This window comes from Streptomyces blastmyceticus (assembly GCF_039521185.1).
Lineage (GTDB): Bacteria > Actinomycetota > Actinomycetes > Streptomycetales > Streptomycetaceae > Streptomyces > Streptomyces blastmyceticus.
This window is the reverse complement of record NZ_BAAABW010000042.1, coordinates 1-18,690: the sequence shown is the minus strand read 5'-3', so window position 1 is coordinate 18,690 and position 18,690 is coordinate 1. Positions and strand designations below refer to the sequence as shown.

Genomic DNA, 18,690 nt, shown 5'->3' with positions numbered 1-18,690 from the left:
GACCCGGTTCACGCAACGTGGTTCAGGCTGTCCTGCCGGTCCCTCTCAGCGCGACGGCTGGACAGGCTCCCTGCGACGTCGCTCCGCCGCCGGTTCACCCGCAGAGCGTGCTTTCGACCAGGTCCGGATGCCGTCGGTGGCCCGGGCAAACGCCGCTCGGGGCAAGTCCACTGCATCGAGGTAATACTTATGGTTTTTCAGGGGCGGCTGAGCTCAGGGCCGTTACTGTTCCACAGCCAGGATCCGATGGATTCCCGGGCATTGACCTGCTATTTCCTCTTTCGCCGGTGATGCGTGCGTACGCCGGTCACCGCCCTTACGAAGGAGAGATCCCCGATGACCGTTGGCGCCAGTCCGGAAGGGCAACTGGAGCCGCCTCGGCAGTCCGGCCCGGGCTCATCGGCTTCGCGGACCTGCGCGACGGCCGTGGAGGCCCGGCGCCGCCCGCGCCGGCCGAGCATACCCGGGGTCCGGGACAGTCCACCCGCGTCGCCAAGGAGTCAAGGAGCTACGGATGCCCGACCCCAGTCCTGCCCCTGTGCAGTCGAGCCTGCCGACCGCCGACGGCGCCCGGCCCGCTCTGCTTTCCTGGTCTGCCCTGCCCTTCGTCCCCGTTCCTGGTACGGAGGCCGTGGCCGTACCCGACAGCGGGCCGGGTGACGATCCGGTCGCCGAGGACGTGCGGGAATGCGCTGCTGCGGCGAGGCCACCGGGCCCCGTCCTGGAACGGATCCTGCGTGGTCCCAGCGGCCTGGGCACGGTCGGCCTGCACCCGGCCCAGTGCGAGGAGCCTGCGGCGCCCGAGGCATCGGCGGCGGGCAGTCCGATCCCGGGTCTCTACCACCATCCGATCCCGGAGCCCGATCCCGTACGGGTGGAGGAGGTAAGCCGCAGGATCAAGGCATGGGCGCTGGACGAGGTCGAGCTGTACCCCGAGGAATGGGAGGACCAGTTCGACGGCTTCTCCGTGGGGCGCTACATGGTCGCCTGCCATCCTGACGCTCCTACCGTCGAGCATCTGATGCTGGCCGCGCGGCTGATGGTCGCCGAGAACGCGGTTGACGACTGCTACTGCGAGGACCACGGCGGCTCGCCCATCGGCCTCGGCGGGCGTCTTCTGCTGGCGCACACCGCTCTCGACGCCCTCCACACGACGAAGGAGTACCAGCCGCAGTGGGCACAGTCGCTCGGTGCGGACGCGCCGCGGCGCGCCTACCGGTCCGCCATGGAGTACATGCTCCAAGAGGCCAGCCCGTCCCAGGCCGACCGGTTCCGGCACGACATGGCCCGTCTGCACATGGGGTACCTCGCCGAGGCGGCCTGGGCGCAGACGGATCACGTCCCGGAGGTGTGGGAGTACCTGGCGATGCGGCAGTTCAACAACTTCCGCCCCTGCCCCACCATCACCGACACCGTCGGCGGCTACGAACTGCCGGCGGACCTCCATGCGCAGCCCGGCATGCAGCGGGTCATCGCGCTCGCAGGGAACGCCACCACCCTCGTCAACGACCTGTATTCCTACACCAAGGAACTCGCCTCTCCAGGGCGGCACTTGAACCTGCCCGTGGTGATCGCCGACCGTGAGGGCGTCTCCGAGCGGGAGGCATACCTGAAGGCGGTCGAGGTCCACAACGACCTCATGCACGACTTCGAAGCCGAGGCCGCCGCCGTGGCCGCCGCCTGCCCCGCCCCGAGCGTCCTGCGCTTCCTGAGGGGAGTGGCCGTGTGGGTCGACGGCAACCACTACTGGCACCAGACCAACACCTACCGCTACAGCCTGCCCGATTTCTGGTAAGGACGGTACCTATCCGTGTCCAGCTCCAACCGCGTCGCTCCTGCCGCCCCGGTGTTCGTCCCCGCCCCGACGACCCCTTACCAGGGGGACATCGCCCGTTACTGGGACCACGAGGCCAGGCCCGTGAACCTGCGTCTCGGCGACGTCGACGGCCTCTACCACCACCACTACGGCATCGGCGACATCGATCACGCCGCCCTCGGCGACCCCGAGGACAGCGAGTACGAGAAGAAGCTGATCGCCGAGCTCCACCGCCTGGAGTCGGCGCAGACCGAACTCCTTCTCGACCACCTCGGTGCCGTCCAGCGCGAGGACACGCTCGTGGACGCCGGCTGCGGCCGTGGCGGCTCGTCGGTCATGGCCCACCAGCGCTTCGGATGCCACGTCGAGGGCGTCACCTTGTCGGCCAAGCAGGCCGACTTCGCCAACCGGCGTGCCCGCGAACTCGGCATCGAGGACCACGTCCACGCCCGTGTCTGCAACATGCTCAGCACGCCCTTCGAGACCGGGCAGGCCGCGGCCTCGTGGAACAACGAGTCGAGCATGTACGTCGACCTGCACGACCTCTTCGCCGAGCACTGCCGCATCCTCGCGGTCGGCGGCCGCTACGTGACCATCACCGGCTGCTGGAACCCGCGTTACGGCCAGCCCTCCAAGTGGATCTCGCAGATCAACGCGCACTTCGAGTGCAACATCCACTCCCGCCGGGAGTACCTGCGTGCCATGGCCGACAACCGTCTCGTACCGCAGGCCGTGATCGACCTGACGCCCGCGACCCTGCCCTACTGGGAGCTGCGGGCCACGTCCTCCCTGGTCACCGGTATCGAGGAGGCATTCATCAACTCCTATAAGGACGGCTCCTTCCAGTACCTCCTGATCGCAGCCGACCGCGTCTGACCGGTCGGTCGGCTGCCTCGCGAATCCTGAGGGGCGGGCTCCCGGAGCTTCGGCGCCAGGGGCGAGGGTGTGTCCGGTAGTTCGGCGGCGGGTCCAACGGACCCGCCGCTGTTCGTGGTCTGCGAGTGGCCTGACGGGGGTCAGCTGCGGTCGGGCTTGCGGGCTTCGACGAGGGTCCTGGAGGAGTGGGCGATGAACGACCCTTCGGCCTCGATCTTCTCGTGCAGCTCGCGCAGGCGGTCGCGGTACTGGTCGACGGTGAAGCCGGGCACCGTCCAGATCACCTTGCGGAGGAAGTAGATGACGGCGCCGACGTCGAAGAACTCCATCCGCAGCCGTTCCGTGCGCACGTCCACGATCTCCAGGCCGGCAGCCGTCGCCGCAGCACTTTCGTCATCGGGATGCCGCTTGCGGTGTGCCTTGGGCTGCGGTCCCAGGAAGTACTCGACCAGCTCCCACACACTGGCGGGCCCGACGTGCTGAGCGAAGTACGTCCCACCCGGGCGCAGCACCCGGGCGATCTCCTCCCACCACACGGTGGCGGGATGGCGGCTGGTCACCAGGTCGAAGGCCTCGCCGGCGAACGGCAGCGGCGGCTCGTCCGGGTCGGCGACGACCACCACCCCACGCGGGTGCAGCAGCCTGGTTGCCTTGGCCACGTTGGGAGGCCAGGACTCCGTGGCAGCCATCGTGGGCGGCAACTTCTCCGCCCCAGCAAGGACCTCACCACCACCGGTCTGAATGTCCAGCGCCGCCGACACCGTCGCCAGTCGCCGGCTCATCGACCGCTGGTAACCCCACGAGGGGCGTTCCTCGGTGGCCCGGCCCTCCAGCCAGGAGAAATCCCAGCCGTCCACGGACACCGACTCGGCCCCGGCAACAAGGTCTTCAAAAGAACGTGACATACCTGCATTGTTACGTCCAAGGTGTTCTGAAGCGCGCAATTATTCCTGCGGCAGCGAGGCGTGGTCGCACCGTACGGGCCTACGGCCGTGACCCGGTCGGCTTCCGTGACGCCGTCACCGCCCTGGTCTTGTCATCGCGGCGGACGACACAGTCGGCACGCAGGTGTTGTGGGGGGCCTGGGTGGGGTGGTGGGTTGTCATGTGGTGAGCGGGCGGACCCGTTCCAGTAGGGCGTCTTCCAATTGCCGCAGAGGGAATCCGGGGTCCTCGGCGGCGAGAACGAGTCCGCCGCGGATGCCTGCCATGAGTACCAGGCGGTCGCCTTCGGGGTCGGGTGAGCCGATGCGTGTCAGGGCGTCCTCCAGGGCTTGGAGGAGGTCGGCGGAGTCGGTGTCTGCTCCGGCTGCGCGCAGGACGTCCCTGGCCTGCGGGTCGGCGAGCAGCGCGGAGACGGCGCGTCCTTCGTCGGCTTCCTCGGGGGAGGTGTCCAGTCCCAGGAGGGCCGAGCGGATGAGCAGTCGCAGCGTGATGCCCGGATCGTCGTCCTGGTGGGCGGCGAGTGCGGCGCGGGTGCGTTCCCGCCAGCGGTCCGCGATGTCGATCAGCAGGCCGGACTTGCTGCCGAAGTGGTGAGAGGGCAGTCCGTCGGCCACCCCCGCGCGGGCCGCGACCTGGCGGAGCGTGGTGGCGTGGTAACCCTGCTCGGCCATCAGCAGGACGGCGGCCCGGCGGATACGGGCCCGGGTGGCATCCCGGACGGCGGCGGAGGCCTCGGGGGTGCGGGGCATCGGGGGTGTCCTTCCTCATCGGTACGGTCCGGCTTCTCGGCAGTGGCCGATGTTTACATTGAACGGTGGTTCAATGTAAACATGCCGACGAATATACCCGCACCACTGCCGCCGCCCGTTGAGGTCATCCGGTCGCAGGACTGGTACGGCCAGGACATCTCCGGCCGCCGCTACACCCGCTGCGCGTTTATCGATGTCGACATGACGGAGGTGGCGAACGAGGGCGCGGTCTTCGACCACTGCACCTTCAGGGGGGTGCGCTTCAACGTCTCTCGGCACTCCGGTGCCGCCTTCACCAACTGCACCTTCAGCCACTGCGTCTTCTTCGATGCCCAGTTCACCGACTGTAAATTTGTGGGCAGCCTGTTCCAGCAGTGCACGTTCAGTCTCTTCAAGGTCAGCGGCGGTGACTGGTCGTTCGCCGGTTTGCCGGGTGCTGATCTGCGCCGGGCCTCCCTGCGGTCCGTACGGATGCGGGAGGCCGATCTCACGGGGGCGCGGCTGGAGGACGCCGACGTCACCGACGTCGACCTGTCGGGAGCGCAATTGCACAGCGCGAACTTCATCCGCTGCGACCTGCGAGGCAGTGACCTCTCCTCGCTCGACCCCCTCACAGCCGAGCTCGGGAAAGCCACGGTCAGCCTGGAACAGGCTGCCGTCCTCGTCGCCGCACTGGGGCTCAACGTAGCCTGAGCCCGGCAGTACGACAGCGTGGCCCCGGATCCGGTCGTCGGCACGGCGCCCCCCCTCACGTCCGCAGGGCAGTGACCGATAAGAGTGCGGTGCGTGGGACACTCCCGGGCCTTCGCCTGGTCGTGGATCAGGGCGCCTCTGCACACGGCCTGCCGTTACCTCTCCCGCCCGACCGGGCGGCCCGTAGCGCGGTTTCCCTCCGGCGGACGGCAGCAGCTTCCCGGTCCAGAGGTCTGCCGGAGACGTCGTGCGGTGGGATGTGTCCGCTGGCGGCAGACCCGATGGGATCGCATGTCCTCCGGCCGTACTCACCGCACACGCCTGGCCCGGGCCTTTGCCACCGCACAGCCCATGGCCTACCAAAAGGCTTTGGCCCATGTGATCGCCTGCAGCGAGGCCGGGCTCCTTCCGGCCAAGCTCGATCACGACGGCATGAAGCAGGCTCTCGGCGTTCTGCGACAGACCCTTGGCGCTCCCGGCGTAACGAACCCGGTGCGCACCGATCCGGCGCGGAAAACCGCTGAGGTCCCGTCGGCCACGACGGCCAAGCGGCCTTCGCTGTCCAAGGACCCGAGGTGCGTCGCCCTGTCCGAGGCACTGAAACCCGTCCTTCGGGTCACGTCTCCTGAGGGGGCCGGAGGATACGGCGGGTCCCTGCAGGCCAACCTTCACCCGGCGGATGCCGAGGTTTTGGGCGGAGTGCCCCTCATTCGGGCTGCGATGCGACGTGCGGCACGACAGCTGGGATGGAAGGTGCAGACCCTGGGCCAGGTGGGAGAGCGTGTCGCCCTGGTACTCGTCCACGACGTCCGCGAAGCGCCTGCCGAGTTCGCGGACGCCCTGGAGGAAGACCGCATGCGCAAAGGCACAGAGGCGATGGAACGCGTCTCCGCGGTCATGGGCGAGCAGGAGCTGAGCGAGCTGGGGCCCAGCCCGGTGGAGCGGCAGACCGATGCGTTCCGGGGTTGCGTTCTTGCGCGAAGCCATGGGTGAAATCTGCTGTCGGCGCCCGAGCTATCCCGCCGTCGCTCCCGCGACGGGTGAGTTGAGGCCCACCGGGCCGTCTCTGATGCCCAGTTACAGGTCGGCTGGGACCGCGAGGAAATGCCATGTTCGTGAGGCTGGGTGGCTGTGCCATCGACCTGTGGCTGTGGCTGTGGATGAGGTGCTGGTTGGCGGGTATCACCTGTGCTGGGAGTGGCGGGATCCTGCGCGGGCGTGTGGGTGTGCAGGTCTCGTATTTCGTGTCGGGATCTCACGGCTGCTGCTGGGTGGAAGTCGGATCCAGCGTAGCGCGGAGTTGTGCAGGCCGTACCGGTAGCTCGTTCGGATGGAATCGCCGGCGCCTGGAAGGTGGAGCGGCCGCGGTGGGAACAGCCGGTCCGGCTGCCGCTGTTGTGTTGACCGGGGGACCGGCGCCGCACGTGCGGGGGGCTCGGTGACCGTAAGGTTGTTCGCCCTGGCAGGATCCGGGGTTCGCGGTACGCCCGCTGCGTGCTCGGGGCAAGATGTATTTCTGCGGGAGGAGTGATTCATGACTGGCTGGCCTTTGACGCTCATGGCAGTGCATGCCCACCCTGATGACGAGGCCACCGGTACCGGAGGGATTCTCGCGCGGTACGCGGCGGAAGGCATCCGCACGGTTCTCGTGACGTGTACCGACGGCGGTTGCGGTGACGGGCCGGAGGGTGTCAAGCCGGGCGATCCGGGGCACGATCCGGCGGCCGTCGCCTTGATGCGCCGTCAGGAACTCAAGGCGAGCTGTGATGTCCTGAAGGTCAGTGATCTGGAGATGCTGGACTATGCCGACTCCGGGATGACGGGCTGGCCGGGCAACGACGCCCCCGGGTCCTTCTGGCAGACCCCCGTGGAGGAGGGCGCCGCCCGGCTCGCGCAGCTCATGCGGCACTACCGGCCCGACGTGGTTGTCACGTACGACGAGAAGGGTTTCTACGGTCACCCCGACCACATCCAGGCCCACCGCGTCACGATGGCGGCGCTGGAGATGACCGCGCTGGCACCGAAGGTGTACTGGACGACGATGCCCCGCTCGGTGATGCGGCGGTTCGGTGAACTCATGCGCGAGTTTCATGAGGACATGCCGGAGCCGGATCCTGCCGAGGCCGCCGCGATGGCCCAGATCGGCCTGCCTGACGATGAGATCACCACGTGGGTGGACACCATCGCCTTCAGTGGTCAGAAGTTCGATGCGCTGGCCGCGCACGCCAGTCAGGGCGAGAACATCTTCTTCCTCAGGATGGGCAGGGAGAGGTTCGGCGAGTTGATGGGCATCGAGACCTTCGTACGTGTCCGGCACGCCACCGGCGCGGCCGTACCCGAGAACGACCTCTTCGCCGGACTGCGCTGATCCGCCCGTCCGGCTGAGGTCCGGGAAGCCCGTCGGCCGCACGGCGCGATCGGGCGTGTCACATGCCCGGAGCCTTGTCCGCGCGGGTTCCGCTTCGACAGCCCAGGTCACAAGCCCGGCGGTCCGCTCCGGTCAGGGCGGACCGCCGGGGAAACGACACGAAGCTGAGACTCCGATGTCCGCCGTGAGACTGCAGGTGTCTCCGACGCCCGTGTGCTGAAGCGCGATGGCTGCCACCGAGGCGGGGTTGTTGTCGCCAGGAACGTCGGAAAGAATGGTCTGGATTGTCCGCCGGGCCGTGCGGCCTGGGATGCTGGCGCAGCACGTGTGTATGAGCCGATCACCGCTCCGGGGAGCTGTGGAAGGCTGCTTCATCTCCACCAGTCGCTGATCTTTCACACACCGGGGTCGGCCTTGACCGGCTCCCCCTCGCAACGAGCGCTCCCTATGACCGCATCCACAGTCCTGATGTCCGGGAGTTTGAATGAGCGGGCCTGTTCGGCCGGAGCCGGGGTTCTCGCCCGAGAGGCTGGTCTTTTTCACGGACGCGGTCTTTGCGATCGCGATGACGCTGCTGGCTGTCGAACTGGCGCGCCCGGAGGAGAAGGAGCTGGCGTCGGCTCGTGCGCTGGGGAGTTTCCTGGTGGGCCACCGGGGCTCTTACCTGGCGTTCGCGCTGGCGTTTGTCCTTCTGTGGTCGGTGTGGCGCCGTCACCACAGGCTGATGGACCGGATCGGCGAGCTGTCGAGGGCCTTCACGGCCTGGCATGCGCCGTTCCTGCTGCTGGTCGCGTTCCTTCCGTTCCCGACGGCGGTCATCGGCGTATCGATCGGCAATCCGCTGGCGCAGACCCTGTTCGCCGGCACGATGGCGGCCATGATCTTCTGCGAGGCCGCCATCAAGGACATCGCCGGCAGCACCGGCCTGGTCACCGGCGACCCCGCACAAACCCGTCGGCACGCAGGCGACTCCTGGGGAGTCGGTCTCTGGTTCGTTCTCAGTATCGGCGTCGCCTGGCTGTTCTCGTACGCCTTCGTCCTGTGGTTCGTCGCCCCGCTGGCCGCCACGTACGGCGGAGCGCTGATATCCCGCCTGCGCACCTCCCCTGCAGGCCACGCGGACCCGTACGACGGGGATGCGCCGCGTGCCTGAGTGCATGTCCGGCATCATGCCGGAAAGGGCAGGCCGGATCGGTCACCGGGCCGCCACGCAGTTCGGAAGGCTGACGGGGCGCCGGTGAATGTGGCCCTGCTTCCTGCGCTGCTAGTGGCAGGAAGCGAGCCGGACTGGTGAGAGCCACTGTGCCTCGCGCTGCCGGAAGACCAGCGCGTGGCCTTCGACGCCGAGATCGGCTCCACTCCCGCGGACCAGCTGCAACTGGTTCTCGCGTTCTGGTCCGCCCGCGGGTGAGGAGGGCGACGCGGTCACCGCCCGGCTGCGGGCCGGTGACTTCATCGGCTGCGTGCCCCAGGATCCCGAGGCGGGGGTGGCGTGAGCCAATACCGCGTGCAGTACGCGCCGGAAGCGGAAGGTCTACCTACTTGTCGGCTCCCAGATCAGCCTGCGACGAGCCCGGTTTCTTCTTCCAACTCGCGCCTTGCGCAAACACTGGGCCGTCGCCGTCGCCGCCGCATACCATGAGCAGGCCGACCAGGAGAGCCAGGAGCAGGGCCAGGCCCTGCCGAACAGAAGGGCGGCGGCTGGCTCTCGCGCTTGAGCTCCTGATCCTGGAGGTCCCGAACCGCAGAGGGATGACAAGTCGGCGGGGGCGTGCCAGCCTTGCGGGGAGCCACTCAGCGCGGCCCCATGCCGGCCGCCATCCACGGCCGCGGGGCCAACATCCGCCAACGGGGGGACCATGCGCAAGAGCATCAAAGCCTTCGCCACCGTGGCAGCGGCCGTAGCGTCGACCAGCCTGGCCGCCGCTCCGGCGTTCGCCGACTCGTACAGCCGGTATCAAGGTGGCGTCGCTGCTGGCTACACAAGCCACTGCACAGTCTTGATCGACAGTATGCACAACGACACCAAGAACTATTGGGTGGCCCGTGCCGCTTACCAGGCAACGTACGGCGGAGTCTGTCGTGGTGAGTTACTCCGGCAGAGAAGCGGAAGCGAGACCTGGGAGCAGATCGGCAGCGTGCGCGTCTTCGGTCCGGGAAAACAGTGGTCCCGTACTGACTGGATCTGGGATGGTCCCGGCGCAAAGGTCCAAGCCTGCATATGGGCAGATGGGGACCCGGGCGACAGCGCTTGCACCCTCCCTTACTAACGACCTTGTCCACGCCGTACGGGCTGCGCCATGCTGGTGGCGGCCGTGGTCTTGTGCGAGGGTGTCATCAAGGGCATCGCTGGCAGTACCGGCCTGGTCACCGGTTCCCCTGCATAAACTCTCACCTGCATGGTCGAAGAGGAGGCCGAGGCGGTCTCGCAGTTGATGGCCGAGCACATGGTGATGTCGTTCCCGCCGGGTTTCCGTGGCCGGGACATCGTCGGCCAGGACATGGTGATGCTCGGCGCGAATGTTTATGCCTACGCCCTGGGCGTCTTTAGAGGGAATGCTCAGTGAACAGCGCCGCGGGCGACCTGACGCGGCTGACGGCGGCACTGGAGAAGGTCCTTCCAGCGATCGACGACGCGTACGCGGCCGTGTACTGCGCCCACATCCGTGACATGGCGGTGCTGACCGCCGATAGCATGAGCCTGCGCGAGAAGCAGTCCTCTGACACGACGCCAGGCGGCCGGTCGCGGGCGCGACCGCCTCTTCTCGGCCAGGGAATTCAGCATTATTAGGGTGGTAACGCATCATCACCTGATGGCGGTTCTGGCGCACCTCCTTACTGACCGTCGTAGGACTGCGGCCTAGCTTCTCTGTGATTCCACGGATCGTGGCGCCGGTGATGAGTATATCGGCGATGATGATTCTTTCGGGCAGGCTGAGGTGCCTCCCTTGCTGATTCGAGGGAAATGGCTTGTATCGCATGTTTTGTGGGCGGGAGTTGAGCCGCATATTGGCCGTTCCCGTATCCGTGCCGACGATCCGACAAGCTTCTCGAATACTCACGCCAGTTGAAACGATTTCGAAGGCCTGCGTTTCAATGAACCGTCGGACCGGAAGTGACACTTCCTGGGTCGCCAATCATCAGCCATCGCGACTGTGCCTGTGCAGGGAATTACCTGCTGCGCCCTGCAGGGCCCGTGACATGGAAGGTGTGCTCCTGGACATCATGGCAGTCATCTGGTCTGCCTGGATCTGGCGGTCCGTTGTCACCGCGTGCTCTGGTCTCGCCGGGCTTCTGCCGCCGCGGGGCCCGTCCTGCTCAGGCCCGGGACGCTCGCGCATCTGCCCGGCTTCGTGAGGGTCGCTGGTCTGTGAGTTGTGAGGCTCGCAGGCTGTTTCAGCAGGCAGACGGGGTCGGGCTGTGAGGTATGAGGCTGTGAGCCGTGCTCCTTTGAGGGAGGGCCGGGGAGGGCGCGGCCGTCGTCGTGTGACGGTACGCCGTATCTGCGGTGGCCTGGCGCAGTGGCAATGGACTGAAGGGGCTGTTCGTGGCTGTGCCGTGATCCGGCAGTGGTTGCTGCCGTCGGCGAAGAGAAAGCCGGTACGGGCAGGCGGCCCGGTACGCGGAAGCCGCTGCGTGGGGGTCTGCCCTGCGGTGGCTCGCTCGTCCGTTGATGTGCGGGAGGACGATTCCCGCCAGCCGCCTCTTCTTGTCGTGAGCCGGAGTCTTCATGCTTTCCGGCTCCGGGCCCGCGGCTATGACTCCTGTCCCGATGTTGCGGGCCGGCTCCGTACGCCGTGTGCTGCGCCCGGACCGGCAGGAGGGGGTGGATGCTGCGGTACGCCGCCTCCAAAGTCCGCGGTCGGGGCATGTGGCGTACGGGACGGGCAGGACGCTGATCGCAAGTTCAGGACGGCCGAGGCCCCCGTGGACCTTCTGCTTCCTTCCGCTCTCCTTAAGGCCATGTGCCGGGTGGTTCAGTAGGGGTGGAGGAGGCTGGTGTCGAGGGTGAACGAGAAGGGGACCGGGATGTGGACCAGTTCTCCGAAATCGACGTCTTCTCGCATGCGGTAACGGTCGTTGGAGGGTTCGCTGAACAGCGTGACGGTCTTCTGCCGTGCGTCGGACGACGAGGTAGAGAGGGATTCCCATCTGCGGGTAGTCACGGAGCTTCCCGACCCAGTCGTTCTCCGGATTGGACGGTGAGACGATTTCCACGGCGATCAGGGCGAGTTCTGCCGGGACGCTGCTGCCCGTTATCGGCATCGCCTCTTCGGGCAGATAGGTGAGGTCCGGGTTGCGTACTTTCGCGGTCAGTGGTGAGGCCAAGTCGGCATTCCCGGTGTCGATGTACCCGGCTGGCACGTGTCCGTCGAAATGTTTCCGGATTTTACTCAGGTTGAGCTGATGAACGGCGGGGGGTGAGGCCTGCATGACGATGATGTCGACGGACAGTTCCGTCTTGAACCTGTCGAGAAGGGCGCGGCATACCTCCTCCAGCAGCTCGAGGCCCCTGGGGTTCACGGCGGGTATCCTTCCTAATGTCGCGTGATCCAGCTTGTGTCACTTCGAGTTGTTCGCGACGAGCTTCCTGACGTTGCGTTGTGTCAGGCGGACCTTCGCGAGGATCTCATCGGCGGTTGCTGTCCAAGTGAAGGGCTTCGCAGTCTCGTTCCAGTAGCTGATGTAGTCGCGGACCTGGCTGACCAGGACACGGACGCTGGAGAACGTGCCGCGTCGGATCGCCTGCCGGGTCAGGATGCCGAACCAGATCTCGATCTGGTTCAACCATGAGGAACCAACGGGAGTGAAGTGGAAATGGACATGCGGGTTCTTCGCCAGCCACGCCTTCCCCTCCGGTGTGGTGTGCGTGGACAGGTTGTCCAGAACCACGTGGATCTCCTTGTTCGCATGCGGTTTCACAGCCTTCTTGAGGAAGGCGAGGAAACCCGCCGTGTTCCGGTCCGGCCGGCACTCGCCGAGCACTTCGCCGGTGGCGACATTCAAGGCGGCGAACAGGTTCATGGTGCCGTGCCGTACGTAATCGGATGCGCGCTTCTCGCCTGCAGTGAAGGTCACCGGCAGCAGCGGCTGGGTCCGGTCCAGCGCCTGCATCTGCGTCTTCTCGTCCACCGAGAGCACCACCGCGCCGCCGGGAAGGTCCAGATACAGTCCGACGACATCGGTGACCTTGTCCGCGAACGCGGGGCCGGATCGATCGAGTCGGCCGCAAGGTCTCGCGGCTGGAGCACAAGGTCGACCTGATCCTCGATCAGTTGGGCATCCGCGAGGAGAACCCCGAGCTGGCACGGATTGCCGAGCTTGCGCACAACGGACAGAAGATCAAGGCGATCAAGGCCTACCGCGAGCTCACCGGGGACGGTCTGAAGGAGGCCAAGGATGCGGTCGAGCGGCTGGCCCCGCGAGAGTAGTGCCAACTTGCCAGCACACACGGCATGGTTTCCGTGCGGGAGAGCCGGGGGCTCGCCGCAGGCTGGCGGCCGGCACCGCGCCTGGAGCGTCCGGCCACCCTGCTGGCTGGTGGAGGCCGCGACCCACGCCGAGCTGACACGGGCCGGCGCCTGGCCGACCGGATGCGGCCGGCCGGGCCGATCCAGGTGGGCTGGCTGATCGCCCGGGGCCTGCCTCAGCGCCAGGAATGCGACGACGTGCGGTGCGACGACCGGGTGCTGCTCGGCTCCGGCCGGGACTGCCCGCGCTGCGAGGACCGGCAGGCCGACCGACGCGCCCAGCGCCGCACGGCGGGCCGCGGTCGAGGATGTGTTCGCCGAGTTCGCCCGCACCGGCTCCGCCGATGGTGTCGTCGCCCTCTGCGGCCGTCCCTTCCCGCTGCGGGCGTACGGCGGAGTCTGGGACGGGCAGCTGCGCTGGGGCAAGCTCACCCACGGCCGCGTGCTCGGCGTCCTGACCAACCCCGCCTACGCGGGAGCCTACGTCTACGGCCGGTACCGCACCCGGCGCACCGTCCAGCCGGACGGCGCCGTGATCACCACCTATCCGCGGGTGCCGCGTCCCGGCCAGCGCAGGGGCGGCGAAATGGTTGGTGTGCGGGGCCGACGGAACCGGGTAATGTCTTTGTCATGTTCTTCCAGACGCCGATTTACGAGTGAGCGCGTGATGGGTCCCTGCTGACGTCCTTCGACGTCGCCGCCCGTCCCCCACCGATGAATCCGTAGATCACTTCACTTCACCACCGGGAGAACCCATGACTGTGAGCAAGAACATCAACAACCCTGTGGGCATGGGCGGCGGCCAGCGCAAGAGGCAGTCCCGCGCCGAACGGCAGAACAACGGTCCGCACCGCAACCTCGACCGCCGGGGTGCGGCCGATCGGAAGGCGGAGCTGGTGCGCAAGATGCGCGAGAAGGCAGGAACAGCTGAGGGCGCCGGGCAGGCGGGCGACGACACCGCACAGGGCTGACGCACCGCCGCCGCAGCGCGGCACCGCACGGGGCAGGGTTCGGACCGCGACGCGTGGTCCGAGCCCTGCTGCCGTACCGGGCGCGGCCGGTCCCGCGTCGAGGCCGTCAGGATCGGCCCGCTGGCCTGGCCTCGCACGCACCCATGAACAGGCGGCCCGGCTCAGTAGAGTCGGGGGCTGGTGCGGTGGCGGTGCTCCGTTTCCAGTCCCCGACCCTACTGAGCACCGAGTTGAGCGGGGTCGACCTCGCGCAGCAGGCCCTGGTCGTGGCCCGGGAGGCGGCGAAGAAGAACGGCGGCCGCTGCCAGGAGAAGCCGAAGCGGCGGACCGGACCGATGGTACGACGCGACGGCCGCGAGCCGCTCGGACTCGGCGCCGCGATCACCTTGATGATGGCCGAGCGCGGCATGGCCGCTCTGGCTGCCGGCGGCAACGTTGTCGCCCGGAGGCAGCGCCGCCGTATCAGGATTGGCTCGGCCATCGCGCAGGCGGTGGCCCGGCAGGCCCAGGCCGTGCACGCGCTCAGTCGCTGGGCGTCCGGCCACTATCGCTGCACGGTGTCTGGGGCTGAGGCGGGATCCAGCAGGCCGGGGACACGGGGGAGTGGACGACGACAGCCTTGGACGGCTTCCTGGGCTCGGGGAATCCGCTTCTCCGGCTGGGGAGGAGCGGGCGGGGGGTCAGAAGTGGGCGAGCAGGAAGTGCCGGACCTCGGCGTGGGTCATCGGCCCTGCGCTGCGTGCTGCCACCTCCCCTTCTTTGAGTAGGACGACGGTCGGGGCTCCGGTGACGCCGTACCGCTTGGTCGCCTCTGGGCAGCGGGTGATGTCGATCTTGACGGCCGTCAGGAGGTCCGCGTACTCCTCGGCGATCCGACCCACGACAAGGTCCATTGCCCGGCATGCCTCGATCGCCTTCGGCCACGTCCCGGAGAAGTAGGCGAGGACCGGGCCTTGGCTCATCCTGAGGACGAAGTCGACCTCCGCATCCTCCAGTGGTTGATGAACGCGCCTTGGCATCGGAGCTCCTGACCTCGTGATCGACGTATCGGGGCACCATCATCGTCGACACCTGTGGCAGACGCGTCCACAGGGACCGGCTGAGCGGAGCGCGGAGGAAAGTCGGGGTCCTGGAGCGCAGCGAGGCGGCGTGATCGGCAAACGGGTAGGCAGGCATGCGCGGACCCTGGCCCGTGAGGAGGACGCTCGTACAAGGGGGCAGTCGGCAGCGGGGCCGATCTGGTGGCGCACCTGCAGTCGTTACTGACACGGACCCGCCGTCGATGCACACCGTCTCTCGGTCAATCGCGCTCCGGGTAAGGCGCTGAGGGCAGGGAGTGGTCAGTAGCACCTTGCCGAGTACGGGGTCCGGATTCAAGAAGTGCAGGTAGAAGCCTGCTCCGTCGCGGACATCCGAGGCGATCACTGACCACTGGGCACGCGGAGGGTAGTGGTAGTCGTTGCAGAGCCCGATCCTTTCGAAGCAGACCTCGACCCCCACGTTGCCATAGGACCAGATGTTGATGTCGTTGCACGCTGAAGTCTTGTAGACGTAGCCGTCATCCGGCCACCTCGTGTACGCCGTGAACTCCGTCGCGTTCCCGTAGCAGGACTCCACCTTGGGCTGCGCTTTCGGGGTGTCCGCGGTTGCGGATGTTGTTGTGGTGAGCATGCCGCCCGTGAGCAGGACAGCGCTCATTGGCCAGTGGAACGAGGTGCGTACGCACTTGCTTCCTCCTGCCTTGTGAGAACCCGGTGGTACGGCCGTCCCGTCCCCCAAACCGCCACCGGACGGCCCCGCCAATACTGTTCCCGAGCATGCCAACAGCGCGTCTACCGCACCCGGACAGGAGCTGGAGCCTCAGCGTGATGTGGATGTCGTTGGTCTGTTGTTCTGGGTGCCGGTCAGGGCTGTGTGGACGGCGGCTGCGGCGTGGAGTCGTGCGGTGGGGAAGAGTGGGACGGGGCTGTCCTCGGGACGGATGAGGAGCTCGATTTCGGTGCAGCCCAGGATGATGCCTTGCGCGCCGCCGGCGACCAGGTCGGTGATGATCTTCTGGTAGGCGGTGCGTGATTCCTCGCGCACGATGCCCAGGCAGAGCTCTTCGTAGATCACGTGGTGGACGGTCGTGCGCCCGTCGGCGTCCGGGATGCGCACATCGAGTCCGCCGGCTTCGAGACGGCCTCGGTAGAAGTCCTGCTCCATGGTGAACGCGGTGCCCAGCAGGCCGACTCGGTGCAGGCCCGACGCCCGTACGGCCTGTGCGGTGGCGTCGGCCAGGTGCAGCAGGGGGATGGAGACCGCCGCCTCGACACGGTCGGCGACCTTGTGCATGGTGTTGGTGCAGATCAGCACCATCTCTGCGCCGGCCGCCTCGAGAGCCTTGGCGGCCGCGGCCAGGATCTCGCCGGCCTCCGTCCAGCGGCCCTGGACCTGCAACTGCTCGATCTCCGCGAAGTCCACCGAGTAGAGCACGCACCGCGCCGAGTGGAGTCCGCCGAGGCGGTCACGTGTGAACTCGTTCAGCAACCGGTAGTACTGCGCTGTCGATTCCCAGCTCATCCCGCCGATCAGCCCGATCGTCTTCATGGCCACGCCTCTCATCGACTCCGGGCGGCATCGCGTCGCCACCGGATGCCTCAGTATAAGGAATTCCGCGTGGCGGGCCCAAATGTATAAGTCACGCTTGGGGGGGTGGTGGGGTTTCCGCGCCTGGCGGCTGCCGTTCACTGCGGTCGCCGCCGCTGTCCTGGGCTTCGCGCTCAGGTTCTCGGGTTCGCTGTCAGGCGGATGCCATGTTCTGAGAACATGCTGGTCGCAGCTTTGGGGCCGGGCGCCGGAGCGGGGGATCTGACACGGAGTATGACGAGTCCTCGCCGGTGGCGTGGTGTGGGAACTCTGGATCAGTCCTGGTTGTGGCGTCGGCGGATGACATGGCCGGTGAGAACCTGCTGGCCTGTCGGCGGCCGGTTGGATCGGCTCTGATCAACATCTCGGGATGACCGAGCGTGACCGACGTCAGGTCGTTGAGCAGGTGTGCTGCGTGATCACTTGCTTGATGTGCTGCTGCCGCACCTGGCGGCTGTCGGGGTAGAGGATATTCAAGTCGTGGGTGCAAGGGTGCAAATCGTGGCCTCGGCGACTGCCGAAGCCGCCCGATGCCCGGACTGCGGGGCCAACTCGCGCCGTGTACACGATCGTTACCGTCGGCGGCTTGCCGACGTCCCGGCTGGTGGGCGGCCGGTGACGATATGTCTGACAGTCCGCAGGTTCCGGTGCGAGGTACCGTCCTGCACGCGCCGGACCTTCGTCGAGCAGGTTGAGGGGCTGACCTTCCGGTACGGGCGGCGAAGCTGGCTCCAGCAGGTGATGCTGGTGGCGATCGGCCGCTTCCTGGCCGGGCGGGCCGGTGTCCGGCTCGCGGGCATGCTGCACTGCGCGGCCAGCCCGAACACCCTGCTCCACCGCGTCCGAGCCCTGCCGGCCGAGCCACCGGAGAAGAGTCCCCGCATCCTGGGTGTGGACGACTTCGCCCTCAAACGCGGCCACGTCTACGCGACCGTCCTCACCGACATCGAGACCGGCAGCGTCGTCGACGTGCTCCCCGACCGGACCGCAGAGACCTTCACCGCCTGGCTCCAGCAGCACCCTGGCACCGAGATCGTCTGCCGTGACCGGGCCAGCGCCTACGCCGAAGCCGTCCGCACCGCGGCACCGGAAGCGGTCCAGATCGCGGACCGCTTTCATTTATGGCTGAACCTGTGCAAGACGGTCGAGAAGTGCGTCGTCGCCCACCGCCGCTGTCTCATCCCGCCTGGGGAGGAAGATCAGGCCGGGGTGGTGGAGTCTTCGCCCGAACCATCGGCGATCGAGGGCAAGAGGGCGGCGAACATCCGGCGTCACTTCGCGGCGGTGCACGAGATGTATGACAAGGGCGTCGCGATCCAAGTGATCTCCGAGACACTGCGGATGGACCGTAAGATGGTCCGCAAGTACGCCCACGCGACCACCGTCGAAGAGCTCATGTCCCCGTCACGGCAACGCCGCTCGAAACTGCAGTCGTGGGCCGAATACCTCAACATGCGCTGGCGTGAGGGCTGCACCGACAGCGGCCGGCTGTTCCGCGAGATCCAGCAGCGCGGCTATCGCGGCAGCAGCCGCAGCGTGAGGCGCTGGCTCGAACCCCTGCGCACGGCGGAGTCCCCGACGCCCAAGCGGTCCGAGGCGCCCACCGTCCGGCAGGTCACCAGCTGGCTCACCCGCCACCCCGACAACCTCACCTCCGGCCAGCAACTTCGTCTCAAGCGCGTGGTGACGAACTGCCCCGAACTCGCCGACCTCCGCAGGCACATCAAAGGCTTCGCCGAGATGATGAAGAACCTGCACGGCCACCTCCTGCCCCGCTGGATCAAGGCAGTCGAAGGCAGTGAGCTGCCACCCCTGTGCGGCTTCGCCCGCAACCTCCGCAAGGACTTCGACGCCGTAACCGCCGGCCTCACCCTGCCCTACTCCAGCGGCATGGTCGAGGGACACGTGAACCGGATCAAATACCTCAAACGCCAAGGCTATGGACGCGCCAACTTCGACCTCCTCCGACGCCGCATCCTGCTGACGCCCTGAGCCGGTCACGCTCGGTCATCCCGAGATGTTGATCAGAGCCAATGATCTTGGCCGCTGCCACTGGCCGGACACCGCTGTGCCGGAGGCTCCGCCATATGCGGCACAGCACCCGCCCGCCAGAACCTTTGGTGCCGGCCCGTTCTGCAGCAGGCTCCGGCCGCCCTCCGCGAAGGAGGGCGGCC

Annotated in this window: 20 protein-coding genes and 2 pseudogenes; 13 read left to right on the top strand and 9 right to left on the bottom strand. The window is 67.4% G+C overall.

The features are described from left to right. Nucleotides 1-514: 514 nt before the first annotated feature. On the top strand, nucleotides 515-1,795 hold the full coding sequence (locus ABD269_RS33665) for a family 2 encapsulin nanocompartment cargo protein terpene cyclase (protein WP_344124205.1): 1,281 nt from the start codon (nucleotides 515-517) through the stop codon (nucleotides 1,793-1,795). Nucleotides 1,796-1,810: 15 nt separating this feature from the next. Continuing rightward, nucleotides 1,811-2,692, top strand: a complete 882-nt coding sequence (locus ABD269_RS33660) for a geranyl diphosphate 2-C-methyltransferase (protein ID WP_344124203.1) — start codon at nucleotides 1,811-1,813, stop codon at nucleotides 2,690-2,692. A 140-nt stretch (nucleotides 2,693-2,832) separates the two neighbouring features. Here the strand turns inward: ABD269_RS33660 and ABD269_RS33655 are convergent, their stop codons facing one another. Then, entirely contained in the window at nucleotides 2,833-3,597 is a 765-nt protein-coding gene (locus ABD269_RS33655) for a class I SAM-dependent methyltransferase (RefSeq protein WP_344124201.1), read from the bottom strand. Between the two features lie 197 nt (nucleotides 3,598-3,794). Then, nucleotides 3,795-4,385, bottom strand: a complete 591-nt coding sequence (locus ABD269_RS33650) for a TetR/AcrR family transcriptional regulator (protein WP_344124199.1) — start codon at nucleotides 4,383-4,385, stop codon at nucleotides 3,795-3,797. 81 nt (nucleotides 4,386-4,466) lie between these two features. Between ABD269_RS33650 and ABD269_RS33645 the strand changes: the two genes are divergently transcribed. The 7 genes from ABD269_RS33645 (at nucleotide 4,467) to ABD269_RS33615 (ending at nucleotide 10,237) form a co-directional block, all read left to right on the top strand. Beyond that, the gene (locus ABD269_RS33645; RefSeq protein WP_344124197.1) at nucleotides 4,467-5,078 is read left to right on the top strand and encodes a pentapeptide repeat-containing protein; all 612 of its coding nucleotides are present in this window, start codon (nucleotides 4,467-4,469) and stop codon (nucleotides 5,076-5,078) included. A gap of 351 nt (nucleotides 5,079-5,429) precedes the next feature. Beyond that, nucleotides 5,430-6,071, top strand: coding sequence for a hypothetical protein (locus tag ABD269_RS33640; RefSeq protein ID WP_344124195.1), 642 nt, complete (start codon nucleotides 5,430-5,432; stop codon nucleotides 6,069-6,071). A gap of 541 nt (nucleotides 6,072-6,612) precedes the next feature. Next, a complete protein-coding gene (locus ABD269_RS33635) occupies nucleotides 6,613-7,446 on the top strand; it encodes a PIG-L family deacetylase (protein WP_344124193.1) in 834 nt (277 codons plus the stop codon). 484 nt (nucleotides 7,447-7,930) lie between these two features. Next, on the top strand, nucleotides 7,931-8,599 hold the full coding sequence (locus ABD269_RS33630) for a TMEM175 family protein (RefSeq protein ID WP_344124191.1): 669 nt from the start codon (nucleotides 7,931-7,933) through the stop codon (nucleotides 8,597-8,599). A gap of 706 nt (nucleotides 8,600-9,305) precedes the next feature. Next, a complete protein-coding gene (locus tag ABD269_RS33625) occupies nucleotides 9,306-9,716 on the top strand; it encodes a hypothetical protein (protein ID WP_344124188.1) in 411 nt (136 codons plus the stop codon). Nucleotides 9,717-9,845: 129 nt separating this feature from the next. Further along, a complete protein-coding gene (locus ABD269_RS33620) occupies nucleotides 9,846-10,013 on the top strand; it encodes a hypothetical protein (RefSeq protein ID WP_344124186.1) in 168 nt (55 codons plus the stop codon). Then, a complete protein-coding gene (locus tag ABD269_RS33615; RefSeq protein ID WP_344124184.1) occupies nucleotides 10,010-10,237 on the top strand; it encodes a hypothetical protein in 228 nt (75 codons plus the stop codon). Before ABD269_RS33620 ends, ABD269_RS33615 begins: the two co-directional genes overlap by 4 nt. Nucleotides 10,238-10,277: 40 nt before the next feature. Here ABD269_RS33615 and ABD269_RS35485 read toward each other — a convergent pair. From ABD269_RS35485 to ABD269_RS33600, 4 genes and pseudogenes are all read right to left on the bottom strand, one after another. After that, a pseudogene (locus tag ABD269_RS35485) lies at nucleotides 10,278-10,427 on the bottom strand (helix-turn-helix domain-containing protein); the annotation flags it as partial. Between the two features lie 996 nt (nucleotides 10,428-11,423). Further along, nucleotides 11,424-11,612: a hypothetical protein gene (locus tag ABD269_RS33610; RefSeq protein ID WP_344124451.1), complete on the bottom strand. Its 189-nt coding sequence runs from the start codon at nucleotides 11,610-11,612 to the stop codon at nucleotides 11,424-11,426. A gap of 4 nt (nucleotides 11,613-11,616) precedes the next feature. Next, a pseudogene (locus ABD269_RS33605) lies at nucleotides 11,617-11,880 on the bottom strand (PDDEXK family nuclease); the annotation flags it as partial. A gap of 129 nt (nucleotides 11,881-12,009) precedes the next feature. Continuing rightward, nucleotides 12,010-12,756: an IS630 family transposase gene (locus tag ABD269_RS33600; RefSeq protein WP_344124182.1), complete on the bottom strand. Its 747-nt coding sequence runs from the start codon at nucleotides 12,754-12,756 to the stop codon at nucleotides 12,010-12,012. Here ABD269_RS33600 and ABD269_RS33595 point away from each other — a divergent pair. The 3 genes from ABD269_RS33595 to ABD269_RS33585 all read left to right on the top strand — a co-directional run bounded on the left by ABD269_RS33595 (nucleotide 12,723) and on the right by ABD269_RS33585 (nucleotide 13,888). Further along, nucleotides 12,723-12,878: a ribosomal protein L7/L12 gene (locus ABD269_RS33595; RefSeq protein ID WP_344124180.1), complete on the top strand. Its 156-nt coding sequence runs from the start codon at nucleotides 12,723-12,725 to the stop codon at nucleotides 12,876-12,878. The two genes, ABD269_RS33600 and ABD269_RS33595, sit on opposite strands and share 34 nt — an antisense overlap. A gap of 349 nt (nucleotides 12,879-13,227) precedes the next feature. Then, a complete protein-coding gene (locus ABD269_RS33590; protein ID WP_344124178.1) occupies nucleotides 13,228-13,599 on the top strand; it encodes a recombinase family protein in 372 nt (123 codons plus the stop codon). Between the two features lie 73 nt (nucleotides 13,600-13,672). Next, on the top strand, nucleotides 13,673-13,888 hold the full coding sequence (locus tag ABD269_RS33585; protein ID WP_344124176.1) for a DUF6243 family protein: 216 nt from the start codon (nucleotides 13,673-13,675) through the stop codon (nucleotides 13,886-13,888). 215 nt (nucleotides 13,889-14,103) lie between these two features. Here the strand turns inward: ABD269_RS33585 and ABD269_RS33580 are convergent, their stop codons facing one another. The 3 genes from ABD269_RS33580 to ABD269_RS33570 all read right to left on the bottom strand — a co-directional run bounded on the left by ABD269_RS33580 (nucleotide 14,104) and on the right by ABD269_RS33570 (nucleotide 16,477). Further along, the gene (locus ABD269_RS33580; RefSeq protein WP_344124174.1) at nucleotides 14,104-14,406 is read right to left on the bottom strand and encodes a hypothetical protein; all 303 of its coding nucleotides are present in this window, start codon (nucleotides 14,404-14,406) and stop codon (nucleotides 14,104-14,106) included. A 162-nt stretch (nucleotides 14,407-14,568) separates the two neighbouring features. Further along, complete coding sequence (locus ABD269_RS33575) at nucleotides 14,569-14,907, bottom strand: thioredoxin family protein (protein ID WP_344124172.1); 339 nt, start codon at nucleotides 14,905-14,907, stop codon at nucleotides 14,569-14,571. 841 nt (nucleotides 14,908-15,748) lie between these two features. Next, complete coding sequence (locus ABD269_RS33570; RefSeq protein WP_344124170.1) at nucleotides 15,749-16,477, bottom strand: aspartate/glutamate racemase family protein; 729 nt, start codon at nucleotides 16,475-16,477, stop codon at nucleotides 15,749-15,751. 447 nt (nucleotides 16,478-16,924) lie between these two features. Between ABD269_RS33570 and ABD269_RS33565 the strand changes: the two genes are divergently transcribed. Then, a complete protein-coding gene (locus ABD269_RS33565; RefSeq protein WP_344124168.1) occupies nucleotides 16,925-18,508 on the top strand; it encodes an ISL3 family transposase in 1,584 nt (527 codons plus the stop codon). Nucleotides 18,509-18,690 lie beyond the last annotated feature (182 nt).